We start from the raw sequence: 17,360 nt of genomic DNA on the forward strand, positions 1-17,360 counted from the left end.
GTTCTTACAGTTCCACAATTGCAGAATTGGCTCTTATCCTGAGCACAACGTTCGCGATTGAAGCGACACACGCTGCTGCAACACCGAACGCGATGATGGGCGTAGCCGGGTAGACCACGAAATAGGCGCCAGGAAACTGGCCCATGCCGGAGTAGTTGAAATATCCTGAAACTGCGATGACAGCGCAGAATGTGAGCCAGCCGCAGAAGAGGTATCTGACAAACACCGACCGGTCCATTGTCGCGGCGATCATGCCAAAGATGACCGTTCCTACGATCGCGGCAACGAGCATATCGAGCCAAGGCTCCGGGTAGACAATGACGGCGGGTATCTTATGGCAGGTCGATGGGTCGAATTGCATGAACTTCGAATAAGGAGCGCATTGGGTTCCAGGAGGCGTGTAATTTGCACGTCCGTAAGCGTAAGACACTAACATTGCGACCGCCGCCAAGCCTGTCGATTGCAACAGTATCAGCCGTTCTCCCATCTTCGAGAGATACTGCCCAGCTTTATCCAGAAATGTTGCCGCAAGTTGTTTGATGTCCATCTTCCCGCCCCGATAGATAGTCGACGGACACTATCTGCGGTCGCAATCCGCGACAAGCTGATTTCCGCCGCCGTTTGCGCCGTGCCCCGCCAGCGCACACCATTCTCGTAGGCACCGTTTACGGGTTGTGGTGAGCGTGGCCGTATCCTTGAATATTGGACTTGGCGAAACGCATCGGATGGGACGACGCCATCGAGCCCGAAGCAGCCTAATTCACCTCGCGACCCCGATCCGCCGTCAGCACAACACTGGCGGGGATTTGCTTTGCGCGGCGCCGATCGGTGAGCTACGCCTGTGCTTAGAGGAGCACACAGTGTCTGCAACGGCCCGCGACGACCCTGGACCGCGTTATGCTCATGACGCCTGAGAACATACATCTCAACGCTTTTATGTACGAACCGGTATTGGATATGTCGGATGAGCACCTGCGCAAGCTGTATGTCGACGTGAAGGCCTTGACGTAGCCGAGCCCTGCGCCCCTGGCCGGACTGGGGGTTCTATCCAGCGGGCGATATAATCACCTCCATGACCTTCTTGCTATGCCCTCCGCCGGCAATTGAATAAGTGCAGTCGACCTCTTCAATGAGGGCTGCGCGACGCGGCTGATGTGGCGACTGTTTATGAGCTGGCGTAATCGCTCGGGCTGGCTTTGAAGTCCCTACAGCTTGCCTGAAGTCGGCAAGGAATTGTTCAAGCTTCAGGAGCATTTAGTTGAGCCGGTAGGTTGTCACCCTTCTGCTCCTCACCTACTTCGCCGGCCGCTTTGGAGAAAGGGTTCTGCACAGCAGGTTCTCCAATCTTTTTCTGGGATGAGGCAAGTGCGAAGGTCCGTGTCTCGGACCAGCGCAATAGCGATACGTTTGCCTAAAATTGATGCGTGGACGCTTCCGGAAGACTCAGTCGCGGAAGAATTTCTCGAAAGACTGGAAGATTTCTCGGACATCCAGCCCGATGTCATCCATCGTCATTTCCTCAATCACACGCGTCTCTGTCAAGTTGACCCCGAAGATGTCTTGGACCTGCTTGGCGAGCCCCGAGAACGCTTCTTTCCCCCCGACGACGGTCCGGCGGTACTCCTGACTCGCCCAGTTCTTGCGGAACCGCGCCGCTTCGAGCTGGTAGACGCTATGCATATTTGAGGCAGGTTTCCTCTTCATCTCCTCCTGAACCCCCGCGATCACGATATTCGACGACGTTTGCTCCTCAAGTCCCTCGAGTATGTTGCTAAAGATCGCTTCCACCTCCTCCTGCCAACCGACGGGGAGCTGTTTGCGGGTGTACTTGGAGATCACTTTCTTGATGGCCTCCGGAACGAGAAGTATGTTTTCGATCTCCTTGAACGGCAGGACGTGACATAGGACGTCGTTCCCGTTCAGTTTTCCGATGAAGTCCTTGACCTCGTGATCCGTCCTATAGTCTCGGTCGAACAACGACGCGACCTTCACGTCGAACTCAAAGAATTCTTTGAAGACCCATGCCGAGGTCGACACCCTGCTCCAGTTTGCAAAACCTTCCGTCTTCATTAGCGTTACCGACGAGTCGGCTAGGAAGTCGGAACCGCCTGCAAGCTTTCCGATCTTTCCGAGAAGCCGTGCGTCCTTGCCTTCCACATAGAGAACTTTCTTGGTGCGAGCCAAGCGTGCAAACTGCGCATTCTCAGAACTACCGATCGCGTCGTAAACAGATCCAAAACCTTCTTCACTCTTGATGCGTTTTGCTGATCTGGCGCCGGGCCTCAAGACTAAGACGTCTCCGGGATCGACGTCGTTGATGATCTCTGTCGAGTGGGTGGCAAGGAGAAATTGGCCTACGCGTTGAGACACGATCCTGAGAAGGCGATGCTGCAAGTCGGGGTGCAGATAGACGTCCGGCTCGTCGAGGACCAGCACTGAGTTCTTTCCCGCGGTCCGGAGGTGCATCATCGTCTGCATCCAGACCTGAAAGCCGAAACCTGCCCACTGAACCTCCCTTACCTTCTTACCCTCACGGAAATACATCCTCACGATGGTTTTGCCGCCATCGTTCCCTTCGAGGACGGGCTTCTGTATTCGAACGCCGGGCCATCCAAGTTCCACTAGGTCGGCAAAGTCTTCGAATGCATTGTCGTCCTGGCGGTACCAGAAGGTGCGAAAGCTTCGACTGGCCAGCCGACCGAAGCGGTTCCGGTCGACGGTAGTCTCGGTGACGAGTTCCTCGTTCTGTTCCAGGGGACTGAGAGTCGGTACGACGACGATATCAAGGGGGAACGCCTTGCGAAGGTGCGCGGCTGATCGCTGCACGCGCATGTCTGAAACTAGCCAGCATTCCACGTCGGCGTGCGGAGCAACCTTCATCTTCAAGGTCGATCCGTTGGCGATCTTGATTTGGATCCGCGCCGGCCCTTCGCCGAAATCATGCACGCAGTAACGCAGGTCAGTCTGTATCACGCTGGGCGGCACCATGTATGTCGGGCAGACACCATCACCTGTCTGATCTTTTAAATCGGGTGCGAACCTTTTTGCATACCGAAGAACGTCGAAAGTGATACGCAGCGCATCGAGAGCGGTCGATTTACCGATATTGTTTGGCCCGACGAGTACATTCCGGTCTCGCAAGGAGATGCCAAAGTGCGGATAGGTCTTGAAATCGAAGAATTCGAGATTTTTAATCTGCATAGAGGAGCGCCAACTGGGATCTTTCAATCGTTATACGGGTGATTCTTCCAGAAATGCACTACCTGTTATTGTCTTCGATTAGAGCTTGAAGTCATCAAAGCCGAGGAAGTCACTGCTGCGCAGAGTGCCGAAGTATGTCCCATCCGGCATCATGCTGCCATCCGGCTGGCTACCGAAGTCAAGCACGGGCACGCCGTCGAAAAAGCTGCTTTCCGATGACGGCAGGCGAGCGATTCCTTGGAATTCGAGCAGTTCGCGTTCATCTCCAAACAGGGTTGCTTGCAGACGTCGCAGCGTCGAAACTTCGATCCCTGAACCAATGAAATCGAAGGCTCCCAATGGATCCCATGACGGAACCGCGGCGACCTCGAATTCACCCACCCGGAAAACCGGCAATTGCGCCAACCGTGGCGTCCGATCTGCTACGTTCAGCAGCAGCGTTGCGCTATCCCTAAGACCCATGACATCGAGCCATGCAGCGTAGTTTCGCCGTCGGACCCAGGATTTCTCCAGCGGGGTCGGATCGTCACCGCCCTGCCCAGGCGGATCGACAAAGATCAAGGCGGAGTCCTCAAGCTGGCTGATACCCCGAATGCATGTCAGCGTTGCGAACCCTTTGGTTGCCGGCGGCGAGATCATACCCAGCCAAGGCTTCACTTGCCTCTCTAAAGCCAACTTTAGAATAGATTTCACCTTGGTCGGATCGTTCGTTTCGACCGAAAACGATCCCTTCGACTCTAGGATCATTCGGGTTCCGGCCCCGGTCTCGAAAATGAAGTCGGCCGCGCTGGCGTTATTAGGAACAGCAGGATCCGAGGCTAGATGACCGGCAAAAATATACCCGTACTTGTTCGCGAAAAGTAACGATATGCCCTGCGCGATTCTTCCATTGTAGCTCGTCAACGCGAAGTCATTCAGCACCCCGGCGATATTATCGACAACTCGGAGGTTTTCGCTCTTTGTGTCGATGAGGTCGGCGGACTGAAGAAGAAACGCAAGGCCAGGAAGTAAAGGGTTTTTCAGGTTGAGGAAATCCGCTTTCGCGATCGCATGAGCGAGCTGCCATCCGGAAAAAGTCAGCCGCTGCCATTCTTTCGCGTAGTCACTCCACATTGGACCGTTCGGCAACCGGGGCAACATTATGTGCGCTTCATCCCATTCCCAAACTTGAACGCTCTTGTTGCCAAGTAGCGCAGCCAGTCTGAAAAGGCCGCCAATCATGGAGCGCTCCGGATACGATTGAAAATTGCTTCTCCCTATCCGACTCGCGTCTACAGATCGAGCGCGATCTGTATATTCGGGCGGACGCCGAGCCTTGGAGGCGCCGCATCGTGAACTTGGGGGCCTCGCGGCGCTTCGCTCGAGCACCATGAGAGTGTGGCGGTCTATTTTTCCGCTTCTCGAAGTTCCTCGATCCGCACCCCTTCGCAGACCAGTAGCTTGTCGAAAAGTCGGCGTTCAAAATTGCCACGATCCGCAAGCTTTTCGCCATTTCGGGTAGGCACCAGTTCTCCTTCGACGAGAAGACAACATTAGCAATTGCGCAATACAATTCGTCGGGTCGAAGGAACGCCCAAACAGACCACGCCATCGTAGCCCGGTCTTGATCGCCGGGCGGAGGAGTGAACCGTAGTGGGCAAGTATCAGTGACTAGGCTGCGACAACGCCCATTTGTTCGGTTGTTCGTAAATCTCCTTACGACGACGGTTCGGGAACTTGAACTCCAGCGGAACGACCTTCATTTCACGAAAAGCGGTCGGACATCGTCAATTTCGTTACATGCGATGCGGTCCCCACCATTTCTTCGGAGAGGCTTGTTCGGCACCATGTTGACGGTGTCCGTCGACGGGCGCGAAGCGATTGTTCTTCGCGGCGCTCGACACCGCGATGCGTCGGCATTCGCAAAGGAACTGGAGGCGTCATGGGTCGCCGTCAACATCGATGCCCTGACCGGGGAGGCTGACCGCTTCGCCCGACTACATCGAGCCATATCTGACCTGTCTCGCCCTGTCCGATATCCCGCAGCATGCGAAATTGAATCTCTGCTGCGGGATGCCAGATCCTTCCACGGGAGCATTCTATCGAAATTGCGGCCGGAAGCGCTCGGCGCCGAAGCGGCGCAACTTATTACGGATGTGAAGCGCTTCATCGACGATCCCAGGACCGCGCGAAACGCCGCTATCGCTACCTTCGTGTCAAGTGAACTGGAACGCAGCAGAGACTTCTTCGAAACTATCGAGAGCAAACCCCTTACGCCCGAACAGAGGCTCTCGGTCGTGGTCGACGAGGATGCTACTCTGGTTCTAGCGGGCGCCGGTTCCGGAAAGACGAGCGTGATAACCGCCAAGGCCTCCTATCTCGCAAAGGCCGGCATCCGCCAGCCTGAGGAAATCCTGCTACTGGCGTTTGCGAAGAACGCCGCCGAGGAGATGTCGGAGCGCGTCGAGGCGCGATCTGGGGTACCGTTGGTGGCCCGGACTTTCCACGCGCTCGCGTACGACATCATCGGAGAGGTCGAAGGATCGAAGCCTGCTCTTGCCAATCACGCCACCGACGATGCTGCCTTCATCGACACCATCAAACAGATTCTGAAGGATCTGGTGCGGACCCATCCCGAGGTCGCCAAAGCGATCATCAGATGGTTCGCCCACTTCCTGGCAGAGACCAAGACAGAGTGGGATTTCAAGACCAAGCACGACTACTACACCCACATCGAGAAGCAGGATCTGCGTACCCTTCAGGGTGAAAAGGTCAAAAGCTACGAAGAGCTGCAGATCGCGAATTGGCTATACGAGAACGGCGTCGAATACGAATACGAACCACTTTACGAATATAAGGTTTCCGGCGGTGGATTCCGGGATTATTGTCCCGACTTTCGTCTCACTGAGAGCGGCGTCTACCTTGAGCACTTTGGCGTGAGACGCCAGACGGCGTCCGACGGCGTTGAACGGCTGATTACGGCGCCCTTCGTCGATCGCGATAAGTATCTCGCCGGCATGGACTGGAAGCGCGAGATCCATACTACGCACGAGACGACACTCATCGAGACGTACAGCTACGAGCGGCAGGAGGGACGCCTGCTGACCGCCTTGGCGGAGAAGCTCCAGAACCATGTGACTCTCAAGCCCCGCCCAGTCGAGGAGATCTTCGACCGCGTCGTCGAACTGAAGCAGGTCGACACCTTCTCGCAGTTGCTCGGCACTTTCCTTCGTAAGTACAAGAGCGGCGGCTACGCGATTGCCGGCTGCGCAGCCAAAGCGGAGAGGTTAAAGCAGGGCGCTCGCGCGCAAGCTTTCCTTTCGGTCTTCGCGCCGGTGTTCGATGAATACGAGACGCGCTTGAAGGGGCGCATCGATTTCGAGGACATGATCCTGAAGGCTGCGCAATATACGGAGGCCCACCAATATCAAAGCCCGTTCCGTCACATCCTGGTCGACGAATTCCAGGACATCTCGCAGAGCCGGGCTAGACTGGTAAAGGCCTTGAAGGCCCAACATCCGGACGTCCGCATCTTCGCCGTCGGTGACGACTGGCAGTCGATCTTCCGTTTTGCGGGATCCGACATCCATCTGATGCGCAATTTCGGCGACGAGTTCGGTGGAAGCTTCGACGGAGAGACCGGCGTGCATCGCACTGTCGATCTAGGACGCACCTTCCGGTCCGTAGACCAGATTGCGTTCGCAGCAAGGACCTTCGTCCTCAAGAACCCGGCGCAAATCGAGAAGCAGATCATTCCCGCTGGGACGGCGGCTGAACCCTCGATCAAGATAGTTGCGGCAGCAGCGGGTGACGATGGGCGGAGGCTCTTCGAGATCCTTGCCTCGATTTCAACCGGCTGCGGCGTCGGGGACACGGCCAGCGTACTGCTGCTAGGGCGCTATAGGTTTCTCGAACCCGACATGCGGGATGTTCAGCAACGCTTTCCGCAATTGCGTATCAGCTTCAAGACGATCCATGCCTCGAAAGGACTCGAAGCCGACCACGTTGTTCTTCTGAAGGCCGACAGCGGCCGCTTGGGCTTTCCTTCAGAGACCGTGGACGACGCCCTGCTCTCCCTCGTCTCGCCCGAAGAGGAGTCTTTCGAGAATGCTGAGGAGCGGCGGGTGATGTACGTCGCGATGACGCGGGCGCGCCGGACCCTGACCATCCTTACCTCAGTTTCGCGTCCTTCGTCATTCGTAACCGAATTGCGAAACGACCCCGCGTATGGCGTTGGGGCGGCGTCGTCGGGACCCGAGAAGACGCAAGAGTGCGGAGAGTGCGGTGGACGGTTGCTTATCGCGCGGGGTCGAGATGATCGAATATGGTATCGTTGCGAGCATGTGCAGCACTGCGACAACGTGCTTCCAGCATGCCAAGCCTGCGGGACCTCCCTGCCCCGGCCGAAAGACGGGTCACAGGAGGTTTCATGTGGATGTGGGGCGAATGCGCCGAAATGCCCGCAATGCAAGGACGGCTGGTTCGTGGAGCGAAGCGGCCGGTATGGTCCATTCCTGAGTTGCATCCGTTATCCATCGTGTGACGGAAAGGCTAGGAGCAACACACTAAAGCAAAACAGAAGTTCGTCGGTGCACTCAACGTAATCTTCGAGGAGGCCGTTCGGACTTCGAGTTTCCCGCTGCAAGGTTCATTCGGAACATCGCATCGGCGATGGAAAGAGCGATACAGACGATCGTGGTCCCGAAGCCTACAAGGCCGCTTTGGTCGATAGCGGAAAACCGGATCCGCAGTGGCGAGGCCGCGCGCATGATGCTTCTCAATTGTGGCCTGGCTGATGGACCGACCTACAAACCTCACGACGCATCTCGGTTAGTAGATGGATGTCGTGCGAGATCGCGAGGGGGAATCACGGACGATCACGGAGCACCCGCTCTTAACCCTCTGTAAAGTTGTGAGCAAGCAACACGGCCCGATTGAAGAGTGTGGCGCGCAGCCCTGCTAACCTGTATGAAAAGGCTATAGAACTCAAGGTCTTGCTATGAACATCGACGAATACGAACGCTCATACTTCGGCCGGTATCAATCCTTTGCAGAGACCGTGCGTCACCTACTCGAGAGCGCTATCGCGGCAGCGGGCGACCTACCTCGGCCACAGTCCATCCAAGCGCGTGCGAAAACGCCGGCAAGCCTTCGAAAGCGCCTGGAAGAGACCGGCAGCCTGGAAGCTGCCGACGTCGCGTCCATCCGACGCGATCTCGCAGGGGTCCGGCTGATCTTCTACACGAACAACGACGTGAATCGTTTCACGAACTCGAGCGTCGTCTTCGACAACTTCGACGTTGATCGCAAGGCGACCAAGGTTCATCACCCCGTGCAGGAAAACGGCGAGGTACGTTATCAGGCGATCCACTATACGGTCTCGTTGAATGCGGCGCGCGCCGAACTTCCCGAGTACCGGATGTTTGCCGGAATGCGCTGCGAGATCCAGATACAGACCATCCTGATCCACGCCTGGGCGGAGACGTCGCACGACATCGTCTACAAGGCCGACAACCGCGAAGGATTCGGCAACGAAGCGCTTCAGCAGATCAGGAAGCGCTTCAATCGGATCATGGACAAGTATCTCGTTCCTGCTGGCTACGAGTTCCAACGCGTCCAACAGGACTACGAGCGGCTTGTCGCCGGAAAGCAGCTATTCGATCAGGACGTGCTCGAATCCCTGAAGACGGCCGAGGACAACAATCGACGTTACGAACTCGTCCAATCCCTCTCCGACGATCTCCTTCCTTTGTACGACGACACAACTTCGATCTTCCCTGAGATCCTGGACGTGCTCGTCGACGCGACAGAAGAAGCCCGGACAACCCCGCCAAAGGCCCTCGAAACGCCGTTTGCTTCGTTCGAGGGCTACGATAGCCAACAGATTATCGACAAGGTGATCGACCTCATCGATCAGTACAAGTACGCCTCCGTCGAAAACTCCTTTCTCGCATTGAAGCGTATCTTTCCTCGGGAAACCGATGAGCGACGCCGGACGCGGATCGTCGAAATCGTCGGACGGCTGGCTGGATATCACCTCGGAGCCTGGGAGCAGGTCGGCCCCGGAATTCAATATCGCCTCGCCGACGTCGTCGGCGAACCGAACGCCGTCGCCACGGATGTCCGGCCCCTAGTCGTAGAGGTGTGGAAAAGCCTTCTCGATGGCGAGGCCACTTCGACGACGTGGTCGGCGGATTCCGTGTCGCTGAACTCGGGCGAAGTGCCCGTGGCCCAGGTGCGCGAACTCAGACAACGAGCCTTGTCCGCGCTCTTCACTCTCTTCGACAGCGCCGAGAACGACCGTGATCGACGAGAAGTCTTCCATGCGTTGCAGAATGCCACCCGATCGGGCTGGAACGGACCCAGCGCGGAATTCGTGCAGCAAAGTCTGGCCGACAATCTCAGGATTGCCGAATTCTTCGCGGGCCGGGCCGATCATCTGTCGTACGAGCTTCGGGAAACCATAGAGCACGCCGCGCTCTACGACTTCTATCGCGCGTCCGAACTGCTGGCAGCCGAGGCTGACCCTTTCGAATGCCAAACACAGGCTGCCGCGTTAAAGAGCGCCATCCTTGTGTTGCGGGACCGTTTCAACGCGGACCAAACCTACGAACGATACAAGGTGCTCGTGGGCTTCGAAGGCGTCATGCCATGGCAATGGGACGATCGCGAATATGATCACGAGCGCGTCGAGACCTATAGGGACGAGCAACTGGAGTTGATGCTGGCAGAAGCCGGTCCGAAGACGCAGACCGACTGGCTCGCGTTCCTCGAGCGCTGCGCGGCAACTAGGTCGAACGACGGCGCGACGTTCCCCAGACTGGTTGCCTTTCTTGACCGCCTGTCGCAACGGTCGCCGGGCATCTCTGGTTTCATGCTGGACAACTGCAACGGTGATTTGTTGCGATTCCTTGCACCGTTCCTCAACGGACTGTTCAAGGCGGATGATCAAACGGTCTACCGACGAATCCTTGAGCGCTTCCTATCAGAGCGCGGGCAGCTCTGGTCTTTAGCTGCGCACTGGAGCAGTTCCAAGCCGGACGATATCGACACGCTGACGCGTCTGCTGCACCGAGCTATCGCGGAGGACGATCGGGCTGCCATCGCCGAATGCATGCTTTTCGCCATGCGGAACTTCCCCGATGGCACGCCCTCCCACGACGATTTCTTCCGTCCTGCGATGCGCCATCTCATCGCCGCGAGCGATCCTCGGTGGGTGAGGATCTCGTTCATGCCGCACAGGACGCGGTTCTTCCAAGAACTCGAACGAGGCGATGCAGAACTGATCCTCGACAACCTCCTCGAGTCCCCGGAAGTGACACATGAAGTCGACCGCGTCCTCTCCTATGTGGGGGAGACGCATTTGGATTGCGTGTGGGACTACCTTGGTCGTCGGCTCGACCACCCGAAGGAGGGAATAGAGGGATCGCGATACCAGGCGGCTCCTCACCGCCTTAATCGCCTTGTCGTCACACTCTCTTCCGACGCGGCACTCGCAGTCGCCAAGGTCCGAGGGTGGTTCGGCAAGAGATCCACCTTGTTCAGCTACTATGGCGGCCGGGTGCTAAAGGCCGCTTTTCCCAATGTGACGGAAGCATTCGCGGCGGCTCTCTTGTCCGAGGTCGCGAAGGGGCGACCCGAGGATGCGAAGTTCGTCGTCGCCGTGATGCAGAACTACCGCGGGGAAGCAGAGACCCATGAGGTGCTGAAGGAACTGCTCCGAAAGTTCCCGAACGACGAGGACGTCGAGGACGGCGTCGCGAGAAGCATTCGAAACAACGGAGTGGTCCACGGAGAGTTCGGTTTCGTTGAAAGTTTCAGGAACAAGAAGGCTCTTCTCGAACCCTGGCTGTCGGAGGATGAGACTGTCGCGCGGTTCGCCAGGCAGCAGTTGGCGGAGATGGACCGCCAAATTCTTTCCGAAAAGCGCCAGGCTGACGCGAGAAGGGCGTTGCGAGAGATCGAATATGCCGACGATGACGAGGACTGAACGGTGGCGAGCATGACCCCTCAAGGGGAGGAACTTGACCGGATCGGCGACCTCGGCGAAGGCGAATTCAGGACCCTGTGCAGAAAGGCGAGGCTTCATTGCAGCAAGGTCGATCCCGATCGGACAGGGAAGGACTTCGTCGTCGAATTTCAGCTTGCGAAACCCGGCGGCTTTGTCTCGCTCGACAGGCGTCCTCCTCCCATCCAGATCGTCGTCCAGGTAAAGACGATTCTTGCGAAAAATTGCACGGCCCGGCTGTCCTTGTCGGTCGCCGAACGCCTCGCAAAGGACACCCGGCCGGCCGCCATCGCCATATTGCGGATCGACGAGCAAGACGAGATCGTCGATCTCCACCTTGTCCACCTGATCGACGGGCCGCTTGGTCGCATTCTCAAGGCGCTCCGCCAGGCCTCGAAGTTGGGTGCTCCGCGGCTGCACGAGCGAACGATTTCCTTCAAGCTAGATCCTAGCGACCGCGTTCAGCGCAAGGCGCCGGACGTGTACGCTGCCTTCGCGGAATTCGCAGGAGGCGGCATGCTCGCCTACGCTGCCGAAAAGCGACGGCAACTGGAAGAGCTCGGATTCGAATCCAATCGCTATAGTATGAAGTTCTCGCTACCACATGCTCCTGACGACATCGCCGAGACCCTGCTTGGGCTGAAGCCACTGGAGGTCAGCGACGTCGCCATTACCGAGCGTCGTTTCAACATCGACCTGCCCTGGGATACGGTCAAAAACGCTACCATCGAGTTTCTGCCAACCGCTCACTTCACAGGTTCGACGGTGATCCAAAACTTCGCCGCCGACGAACCGGGTCGGGTGGTTCTTCAGTCCGACTTCACGGTCGTGCCCGAGAACTTATTCGAAGGAGTGCCGCCGGCCCTCATGGCACGGACGCTGTACGGCGATTTCGTGATCAGGTCGAAGACCTGGGTCTTTACGCAGGCTGAGGAATACGGCCCCGGAACCCGGCATACGCTCAGGGACTGGATAGGATTCGTCGAACTGGGTCTGATCCTTGGAAAGTCCGAGTTCTCGCTGATGTTCGCCACGGACGGCGCGCCCGGCACGATACAGTTCGATGTTTCGGACACCGACATGGTGTTCGACACCAGACAGGAAAGACGGTTTCTCAAGATCCTCGAGCGTCTGCGAACGATCTCCGTCGCAGCCAGATGGATCGATAGGAGCTTCACCCTTTCCGAACTCCTGTTCCAAGGCAAGGCCATCGGGCTGATCGCCGGGATGCTGAAGGATGTCAACGCGACCTTCCAATGCCGAAGCACGGGAGACGTGACCCCCGACCTGCCCGGCGACCGGGGAGCACTTGTCTGCCCGGTTAACGTTCTGGGAAACTGGATCGGATTCTTCGTACCCATAGAGGTAAGCGCGGTTGCAGACCATGACGGCATCCTGTGGACGGGAAAGCAGACCGTCAAAGCCTTCGTCGAGTGCCTGGACGCCGACGACGTGCAAGGCTCGTTCGAAGCCTTCCGCCGCAAGTACTGCGAACTGCGCGAAGTATCCCTGGCGTTCGTTCAAAAACCCGGCGACTTCCTGACCGGCGAAACGAACTTGATGGACCTCCGCGCCGCGGCGACGTCGGTATAACGGGGGCGGAATCGTCAACATCTGGAACGGCGATCCTTGCCGTCCCAGACGCGCGGAGGAGGAGCAGATGGCACGGGTCGGCTACGATAGCCTGGAAGGCATTCTGAGAGTGACAAATGCTGGCGAAAAGGAGCCGGATAAGTTCGTAGTTGACGTGCTGACCTATCACGCGGCGCTCGAAATCGAGATGGACCAGCTCCTCGCGAGACTTCTACCGAGGGCGGAGTGCCTCAGGGCCGGTGGTATAGGATTCAAGCAGAAAATCTCGATCATCAATGCAGCGTGGCCGGGACTCCAGGAGGCCGGGGACCTGCTGGTTGATGTTCTTTTCAGGTTCAACGACCTGCGCAATGCAGTTGCACATGCGGATCAAAGACGGGGCGTCGAGGCCATTTTCGGCGGTCTTGTAGCAGCATGCGCCCGGATCAATCCCGACCAAGGAGCTGACCCCTCCCCATACGACATCGCCGTGAGCGTTTGCGGTTTCATGGGCGACGATGCCGGCGCCCAACGGGTGTTGCGGATGCTCGACAATCTCGACGACGTCATCAACCGGCGACTACCGCGTAGCTTGGGAACATTCCGGGACGAGGACGACTAGCTCACCAAGCGGCGAGCTCGTGCTTCCTGGCAATTTCCGCCGTCGTCTTCTCGATGCCGGGGTATATCGTGCTCGACTTGATATTGAGCTTGGCGAGGTCCTGTAGGATCGCGCCCTTATTCCTAATCGTCATGCGCTGCACGTTAAAAGAGCTGTAGCCGGTCTCGGGCAGAACTGAATCCTTCCCAAACAGCAGGAAGGCGCCGGATTGAGACGTGATCCGTTCGTTCGTGCTGCGCCCTCGGACGAACATGATTCTCTCGAGGTCCGTCGACTCGATCCGGGCCTCGAAATACGGCTTCTCCCGTCGGATGAAATGCAGGAGCTTCTTGCACTCGTCGCTCTTGTTGAATGTAAGCTCTGTTTGCCTCGCACATTGACCAGGTACAGTCGGCCGATTCGAACGCTACCGCCGTGACAATCATGGCAAGAAAGCGCCCAAAGAAGACGTTGACCTAGTTGCGCAAATCTCTTCTAGGTTCCAGTCGACGTGTTATGCGATGCGTCTGTCGTGAGGACTTCAGCCGGGGCCGAATTTTACCATGGTGCACTTGGATGCCTACGGGCGAGCAGTTGATGTTAGCGTGTGGTTTGATACGGCCAAGAAGACGGGATCGCCGCCTGACTGGTCGAAGATGAATGACGTGCTTTACCACCAAGGAGATATCGATACGGCCTCATATGCAGTTGTGCCTTTAGTCGTTCCGTATCTGACCGACAAAGAGAGTAGCTGGGAGCCATTTGCTTTAATCGCGGCGATTGAGGAGGCGCGACTGCTGGGCAGAGCACCTGCGATCCCCGCCGAACTTAAAGAGGTTTACCATGATGCTATCGCCTCAAGCATCGATCACGCTTTACGGGCATTTCCTCACGCTTCGGACGCCCTATTAGTCAGAAGCATAATTGCGGTTCTCTCGGTAGCTAAAGGCCAGGTCGCTATCGCAACTTTCGCTCTTTTGGACCAATCGGAGCAGGCGGAACTGCTATCTCTTTAACATCTGGGATAGCGGACTTCAGCCGTGGGTGTTCCGAGTAATTCCACGGCAGGAGTTCTCCTATTCGGCTCTGCTTATGGCCGTTGACGATGGCGGTCAGGGTGCGGGTTAGGTAGGCGATCACAGATCACGGTGGCGACGACAACGTGGGGGCGGAACACCGCTTACGAAATACTCCCATCAGGATCTTCTTCACAGTGGCTTGTGCTGCCTCGGCCGCAGCGCTCTCCGCACCTTGCCGCGAGCTTTATGCCGTTTCAAAAGTTGACTGTAGATCGTTTACTGGTTCAATTCCAAAGATGACGAGATGTAGGCCAGTGGCGGGAAGAGCCTCACTGTGGACCACATAAAACGCATGACGAGTGCGCTGGCGTAGCTGCCCCAAAGCCGAGAAACCGGCGACCATTCTGAATTGCGTCCGGTCATCCCTGATTTCCCTCCGGCCACCGGCTGATGTAAGTGGCCATAGGTACTGACGGAAGATGATGCTCCGAGCTCGACATGAGGAGCAGACGATTGACAGTGTTGTCCTGCAAGCCACCAAGCCGAAAGATGCTGCTGATCCTCGCGAGCGCATGCGGAACTTTCGCGCTTTCGATCGCGGCATCCGCCAGACGCTTGCCGCGTTCGAACCGGGCCGCAAGCTGAGATTCGAAGTTAGGCTTCGCGCCGCCGGGCTTGGTTTTAAGAAGATATCGGTAGGCACTGCTGAGAACCGATGAGACCCCGTCGAATGCTTCTCCGCTCTTGAGTTCCATGATTGGAGAGAAGCCGACCGGAAAACGGATCGGACTGGAGCGTATCGTGGTCCGCAGTTCTTCCAATGCAGGCGCGGCGCCGAGATGGCGACGGTTCAATGCACCTTGGAGCTCCATCCATCTGAAGGCACTGTCGGTGAGAATTTGTGCGCCGGTGGCCTGGGCAAGATACATCGCCATTTCAAAGTTCGGCGCCATCTTCATGATATTGAGCTGCCCGCCATCACCGACATTATCCTGGAGCACGCCCAACGGATCCTGCCTGCGCATCTCCCTGACGTGCGCAATAAAATCTTCCGGACTGATCGATGAAGCCAGGTTTGGTACTTTCACAAGTTGCGACAGGAGAGCTTCATCCGGCAATCCCATGAGTATGCGTTGCGCATCTTCTTCGATGACCACATCCATGCGTGGGTCGCTGCCATGATCGAATCGGATACCTCTGCGGCGCGTCTCAGCCATATTCATCGTCTGGTCGCGCAGGTGAAGGTCGAAGTCCCAGGGATCGGGCACGAGATGTACCAAACCCTGCTTCACAAGTGGAAAGACACTCACGAAGGTCAACAGAGACTTCAAGACCTCACCACGGTATGCGCGGGGATCGTGGGTCGGCCTCATCTCCTCCCGAAGCGACATGGGGTTGGTAAACGGGTGCTGGATGATGATCTCGCCGAAATACAGCGCTGATCCAAGAGCGAACTCGCTTATGAGCTTGGGATGCAGTGATCCGGTATAGATCGATCTGAAGGTGCCATCAGGTTTGGGCAGAAGCGATAGAAGATCGGTCTCGCGAGGCCAGAGAGATGCATAGATCTTGTAGAGCGTTGAAATCTTATCATCGGTCATTTCGGACCGGACATCATTCCAATCCTTGCCATCCAGCTCCAGCAGGTTCTCGATGCCCGTCATGAACATCAGGTTTCGCTCTCGGATGCTCTTCTCGCTCCAGCTCGTTCGCAGTCGGGGAGGTTTGAGTTTGCAGCAGTACGAGAATTTCAGACCACTGCCGCAAGGGCAGATGTCCCTGTTGTTCGGCGACGCTTCCGGCAGGGCCTTGGTTAGCCAAGGTCGTGGTTCCTCCTCTCGGCCAAATTGATCCTGGTAATGCACCCCACCACCTTCGTATCCGACGTATATTTCCCCGCCAAAATGGAAGAGTTCGTCTTCGGGAGGCAGCAGCGTAGTGCGGAGATCCCGCCAGGGCTTTGTTACAGACGCTTCCGGATGGAGCCATTCATTCCGTCCGGCGGCGATGTATCGATTGGCCCGCGACTTGGCGATAAAATTGATCTCGATCACCTGCGTCTCGGTGAGGTGGCGGGTCCGGATGAAGTTGATGGTGTTCACCAGCGCCCGCTGGAAATTCCTGGCGAATGTTCGCTTTTCCAAAGGATTGGTGGATGGGTCCTTCGCATACTCGAGATTTGTCAGGATCAGGCAGTGATCCAGCCCGAGGGGATAGATCGTCTGCGAAGCCTTCAGTGCGATGGAGGGGTCTCCGGGAAAGTCATTCCGACGATCTCTGGGAGGTGCGGCGTGGTTGTAGATTGTGACGGGATGGTCCGTCAGTATGAATTTCGTGGGCGAATTTTCGGCCGAGACAATCTCGCGAACCCCGGTAGTCCACGTCGCCACATTGAGCATCCGGATGCCTTGCATCTCCTGCATCAATTCGTTCTGCGATAGTTCGGGATACTGTGTTTGCAACCACGACAACCCTTTGGGCGTGCGCAGTTTCTGGATGTCGAGATACTGGAAGAGGTTTTCGAAATTGTCGTGCCAGGCGGTCTGATCGGTGCCAGAGAACGCCCGAATAGCGTCGGCGCCGCGAGCATCGATATTCCCGAACAGGCGACGCTCGATCTCATCGTTGACGTCGGTTCCGAAAAACGTCGAGTACAGATCCCGTGTACAGAACGCTCGTACTGTCGGCGTCTGGAATAGCGATTTTCCGGGAACTAGAGCGCCGTCGCCCTTGGTATGCACAGTCGGCTTCAAATCGAGATAGGAGAGCGTATTGCTTCCGGGCTGCATGAACCGCGTCTGGTGCCATTGCGGCACGTAGTGATTGTTTCTCGTGACAGACACTACGTTTCAATCCGCATTTGGCGTTTTTCACGCCTTCCATCGTGAAGACAGTATGTAGCAGACTGTTTTGAGTCGGCGAAATTAGTAGTGTGCAGGCGGATCACCATTCATGAAACGAGCCGCCGACCCGTCCGATG

10 protein-coding genes and 1 pseudogene are annotated in these 17,360 nt (G+C 57.1%); 5 read left to right on the forward strand and 6 right to left on the reverse strand.

The annotated features are described in order from the left end of the window. Positions 1-4: 4 nt before the first annotated feature. The 3 genes from GR198_RS05775 to GR198_RS05785 form a co-directional block, all read right to left on the reverse strand. Entirely contained in the window at positions 5-547 is a 543-nt protein-coding gene (locus GR198_RS05775) for a hypothetical protein (RefSeq protein ID WP_164067828.1), read from the reverse strand. Between the two features lie 896 nt (positions 548-1,443). Continuing rightward, the gene (locus GR198_RS05780; protein ID WP_164067830.1) at positions 1,444-3,201 is read right to left on the reverse strand and encodes an ATP-dependent nuclease; all 1,758 of its coding nucleotides are present in this window, start codon (positions 3,199-3,201) and stop codon (positions 1,444-1,446) included. Between the two features lie 78 nt (positions 3,202-3,279). Further along, entirely contained in the window at positions 3,280-4,422 is a 1,143-nt protein-coding gene (locus GR198_RS05785; protein ID WP_164067832.1) for a hypothetical protein, read from the reverse strand. Positions 4,423-4,847: 425 nt separating this feature from the next. Between GR198_RS05785 and GR198_RS05790 the strand changes: the two genes are divergently transcribed. The 4 genes from GR198_RS05790 to GR198_RS05805 all read left to right on the forward strand — a co-directional run bounded on the left by GR198_RS05790 (position 4,848) and on the right by GR198_RS05805 (position 13,382). After that, entirely contained in the window at positions 4,848-7,784 is a 2,937-nt protein-coding gene (locus GR198_RS05790; protein ID WP_164067833.1) for a UvrD-helicase domain-containing protein, read from the forward strand. A gap of 395 nt (positions 7,785-8,179) precedes the next feature. Then, complete coding sequence (locus GR198_RS05795) at positions 8,180-11,170, forward strand: GTP pyrophosphokinase (RefSeq protein WP_164067835.1); 2,991 nt, start codon at positions 8,180-8,182, stop codon at positions 11,168-11,170. 3 nt (positions 11,171-11,173) lie between these two features. Beyond that, a complete protein-coding gene (locus GR198_RS05800) occupies positions 11,174-12,781 on the forward strand; it encodes a hypothetical protein (protein ID WP_164067837.1) in 1,608 nt (535 codons plus the stop codon). 67 nt (positions 12,782-12,848) lie between these two features. Continuing rightward, positions 12,849-13,382: a hypothetical protein gene (locus tag GR198_RS05805; protein WP_164067839.1), complete on the forward strand. Its 534-nt coding sequence runs from the start codon at positions 12,849-12,851 to the stop codon at positions 13,380-13,382. A 1-nt stretch (position 13,383) separates the two neighbouring features. On the opposite strand, the gene GR198_RS05810 is transcribed toward GR198_RS05805, so the two are convergent. Continuing rightward, on the reverse strand, positions 13,384-13,635 hold the full coding sequence (locus GR198_RS05810) for a hypothetical protein (RefSeq protein WP_246711051.1): 252 nt from the start codon (positions 13,633-13,635) through the stop codon (positions 13,384-13,386). Between the two features lie 289 nt (positions 13,636-13,924). Between GR198_RS05810 and GR198_RS05815 the strand changes: the two genes are divergently transcribed. After that, positions 13,925-14,377 carry a hypothetical protein gene (locus GR198_RS05815; RefSeq protein ID WP_164067640.1) on the forward strand — a complete coding sequence of 151 codons (453 nt, stop codon included), beginning with the start codon at positions 13,925-13,927 and terminating at the stop codon, positions 14,375-14,377. 37 nt (positions 14,378-14,414) lie between these two features. Here the strand turns inward: GR198_RS05815 and GR198_RS05820 are convergent. Continuing rightward, a pseudogene (locus GR198_RS05820) lies at positions 14,415-14,495 on the reverse strand (transposase domain-containing protein); the annotation flags it as partial. A gap of 304 nt (positions 14,496-14,799) precedes the next feature. Further along, the gene (locus tag GR198_RS05825) at positions 14,800-17,223 is read right to left on the reverse strand and encodes a DUF4238 domain-containing protein (protein ID WP_164067841.1); all 2,424 of its coding nucleotides are present in this window, start codon (positions 17,221-17,223) and stop codon (positions 14,800-14,802) included. Positions 17,224-17,360 lie beyond the last annotated feature (137 nt).

This window comes from Rhizobium leguminosarum (assembly GCF_010668065.1).
Classification (GTDB): domain Bacteria; phylum Pseudomonadota; class Alphaproteobacteria; order Rhizobiales; family Rhizobiaceae; genus Rhizobium; species Rhizobium leguminosarum_S.

What these genes read in the sequence shown, in the direction of transcription:
- GR198_RS05775 (WP_164067828.1), bottom strand. Translation starts at nt 547, where the DNA reads ATGGACATCAAACAACTTGCGGCAACATTTCTGGATAAAGCTGGGCAG.
- GR198_RS05780 (WP_164067830.1), bottom strand. Translation starts at nt 3,201, where the DNA reads ATGCAGATTAAAAATCTCGAATTCTTCGATTTCAAGACCTATCCGCAC.
- GR198_RS05785 (WP_164067832.1), bottom strand. Translation starts at nt 4,422, where the DNA reads ATGATTGGCGGCCTTTTCAGACTGGCTGCGCTACTTGGCAACAAGAGC.
- GR198_RS05795 (WP_164067835.1), top strand. Translation starts at nt 8,180, where the DNA reads ATGAACATCGACGAATACGAACGCTCATACTTCGGCCGGTATCAATCC.
- GR198_RS05805 (WP_164067839.1), top strand. Translation starts at nt 12,849, where the DNA reads ATGGCACGGGTCGGCTACGATAGCCTGGAAGGCATTCTGAGAGTGACA.
- GR198_RS05810 (WP_246711051.1), bottom strand. Translation starts at nt 13,635, where the DNA reads ATGTTCGTCCGAGGGCGCAGCACGAACGAACGGATCACGTCTCAATCC.
- GR198_RS05815 (WP_164067640.1), top strand. Translation starts at nt 13,925, where the DNA reads ATGGTGCACTTGGATGCCTACGGGCGAGCAGTTGATGTTAGCGTGTGG.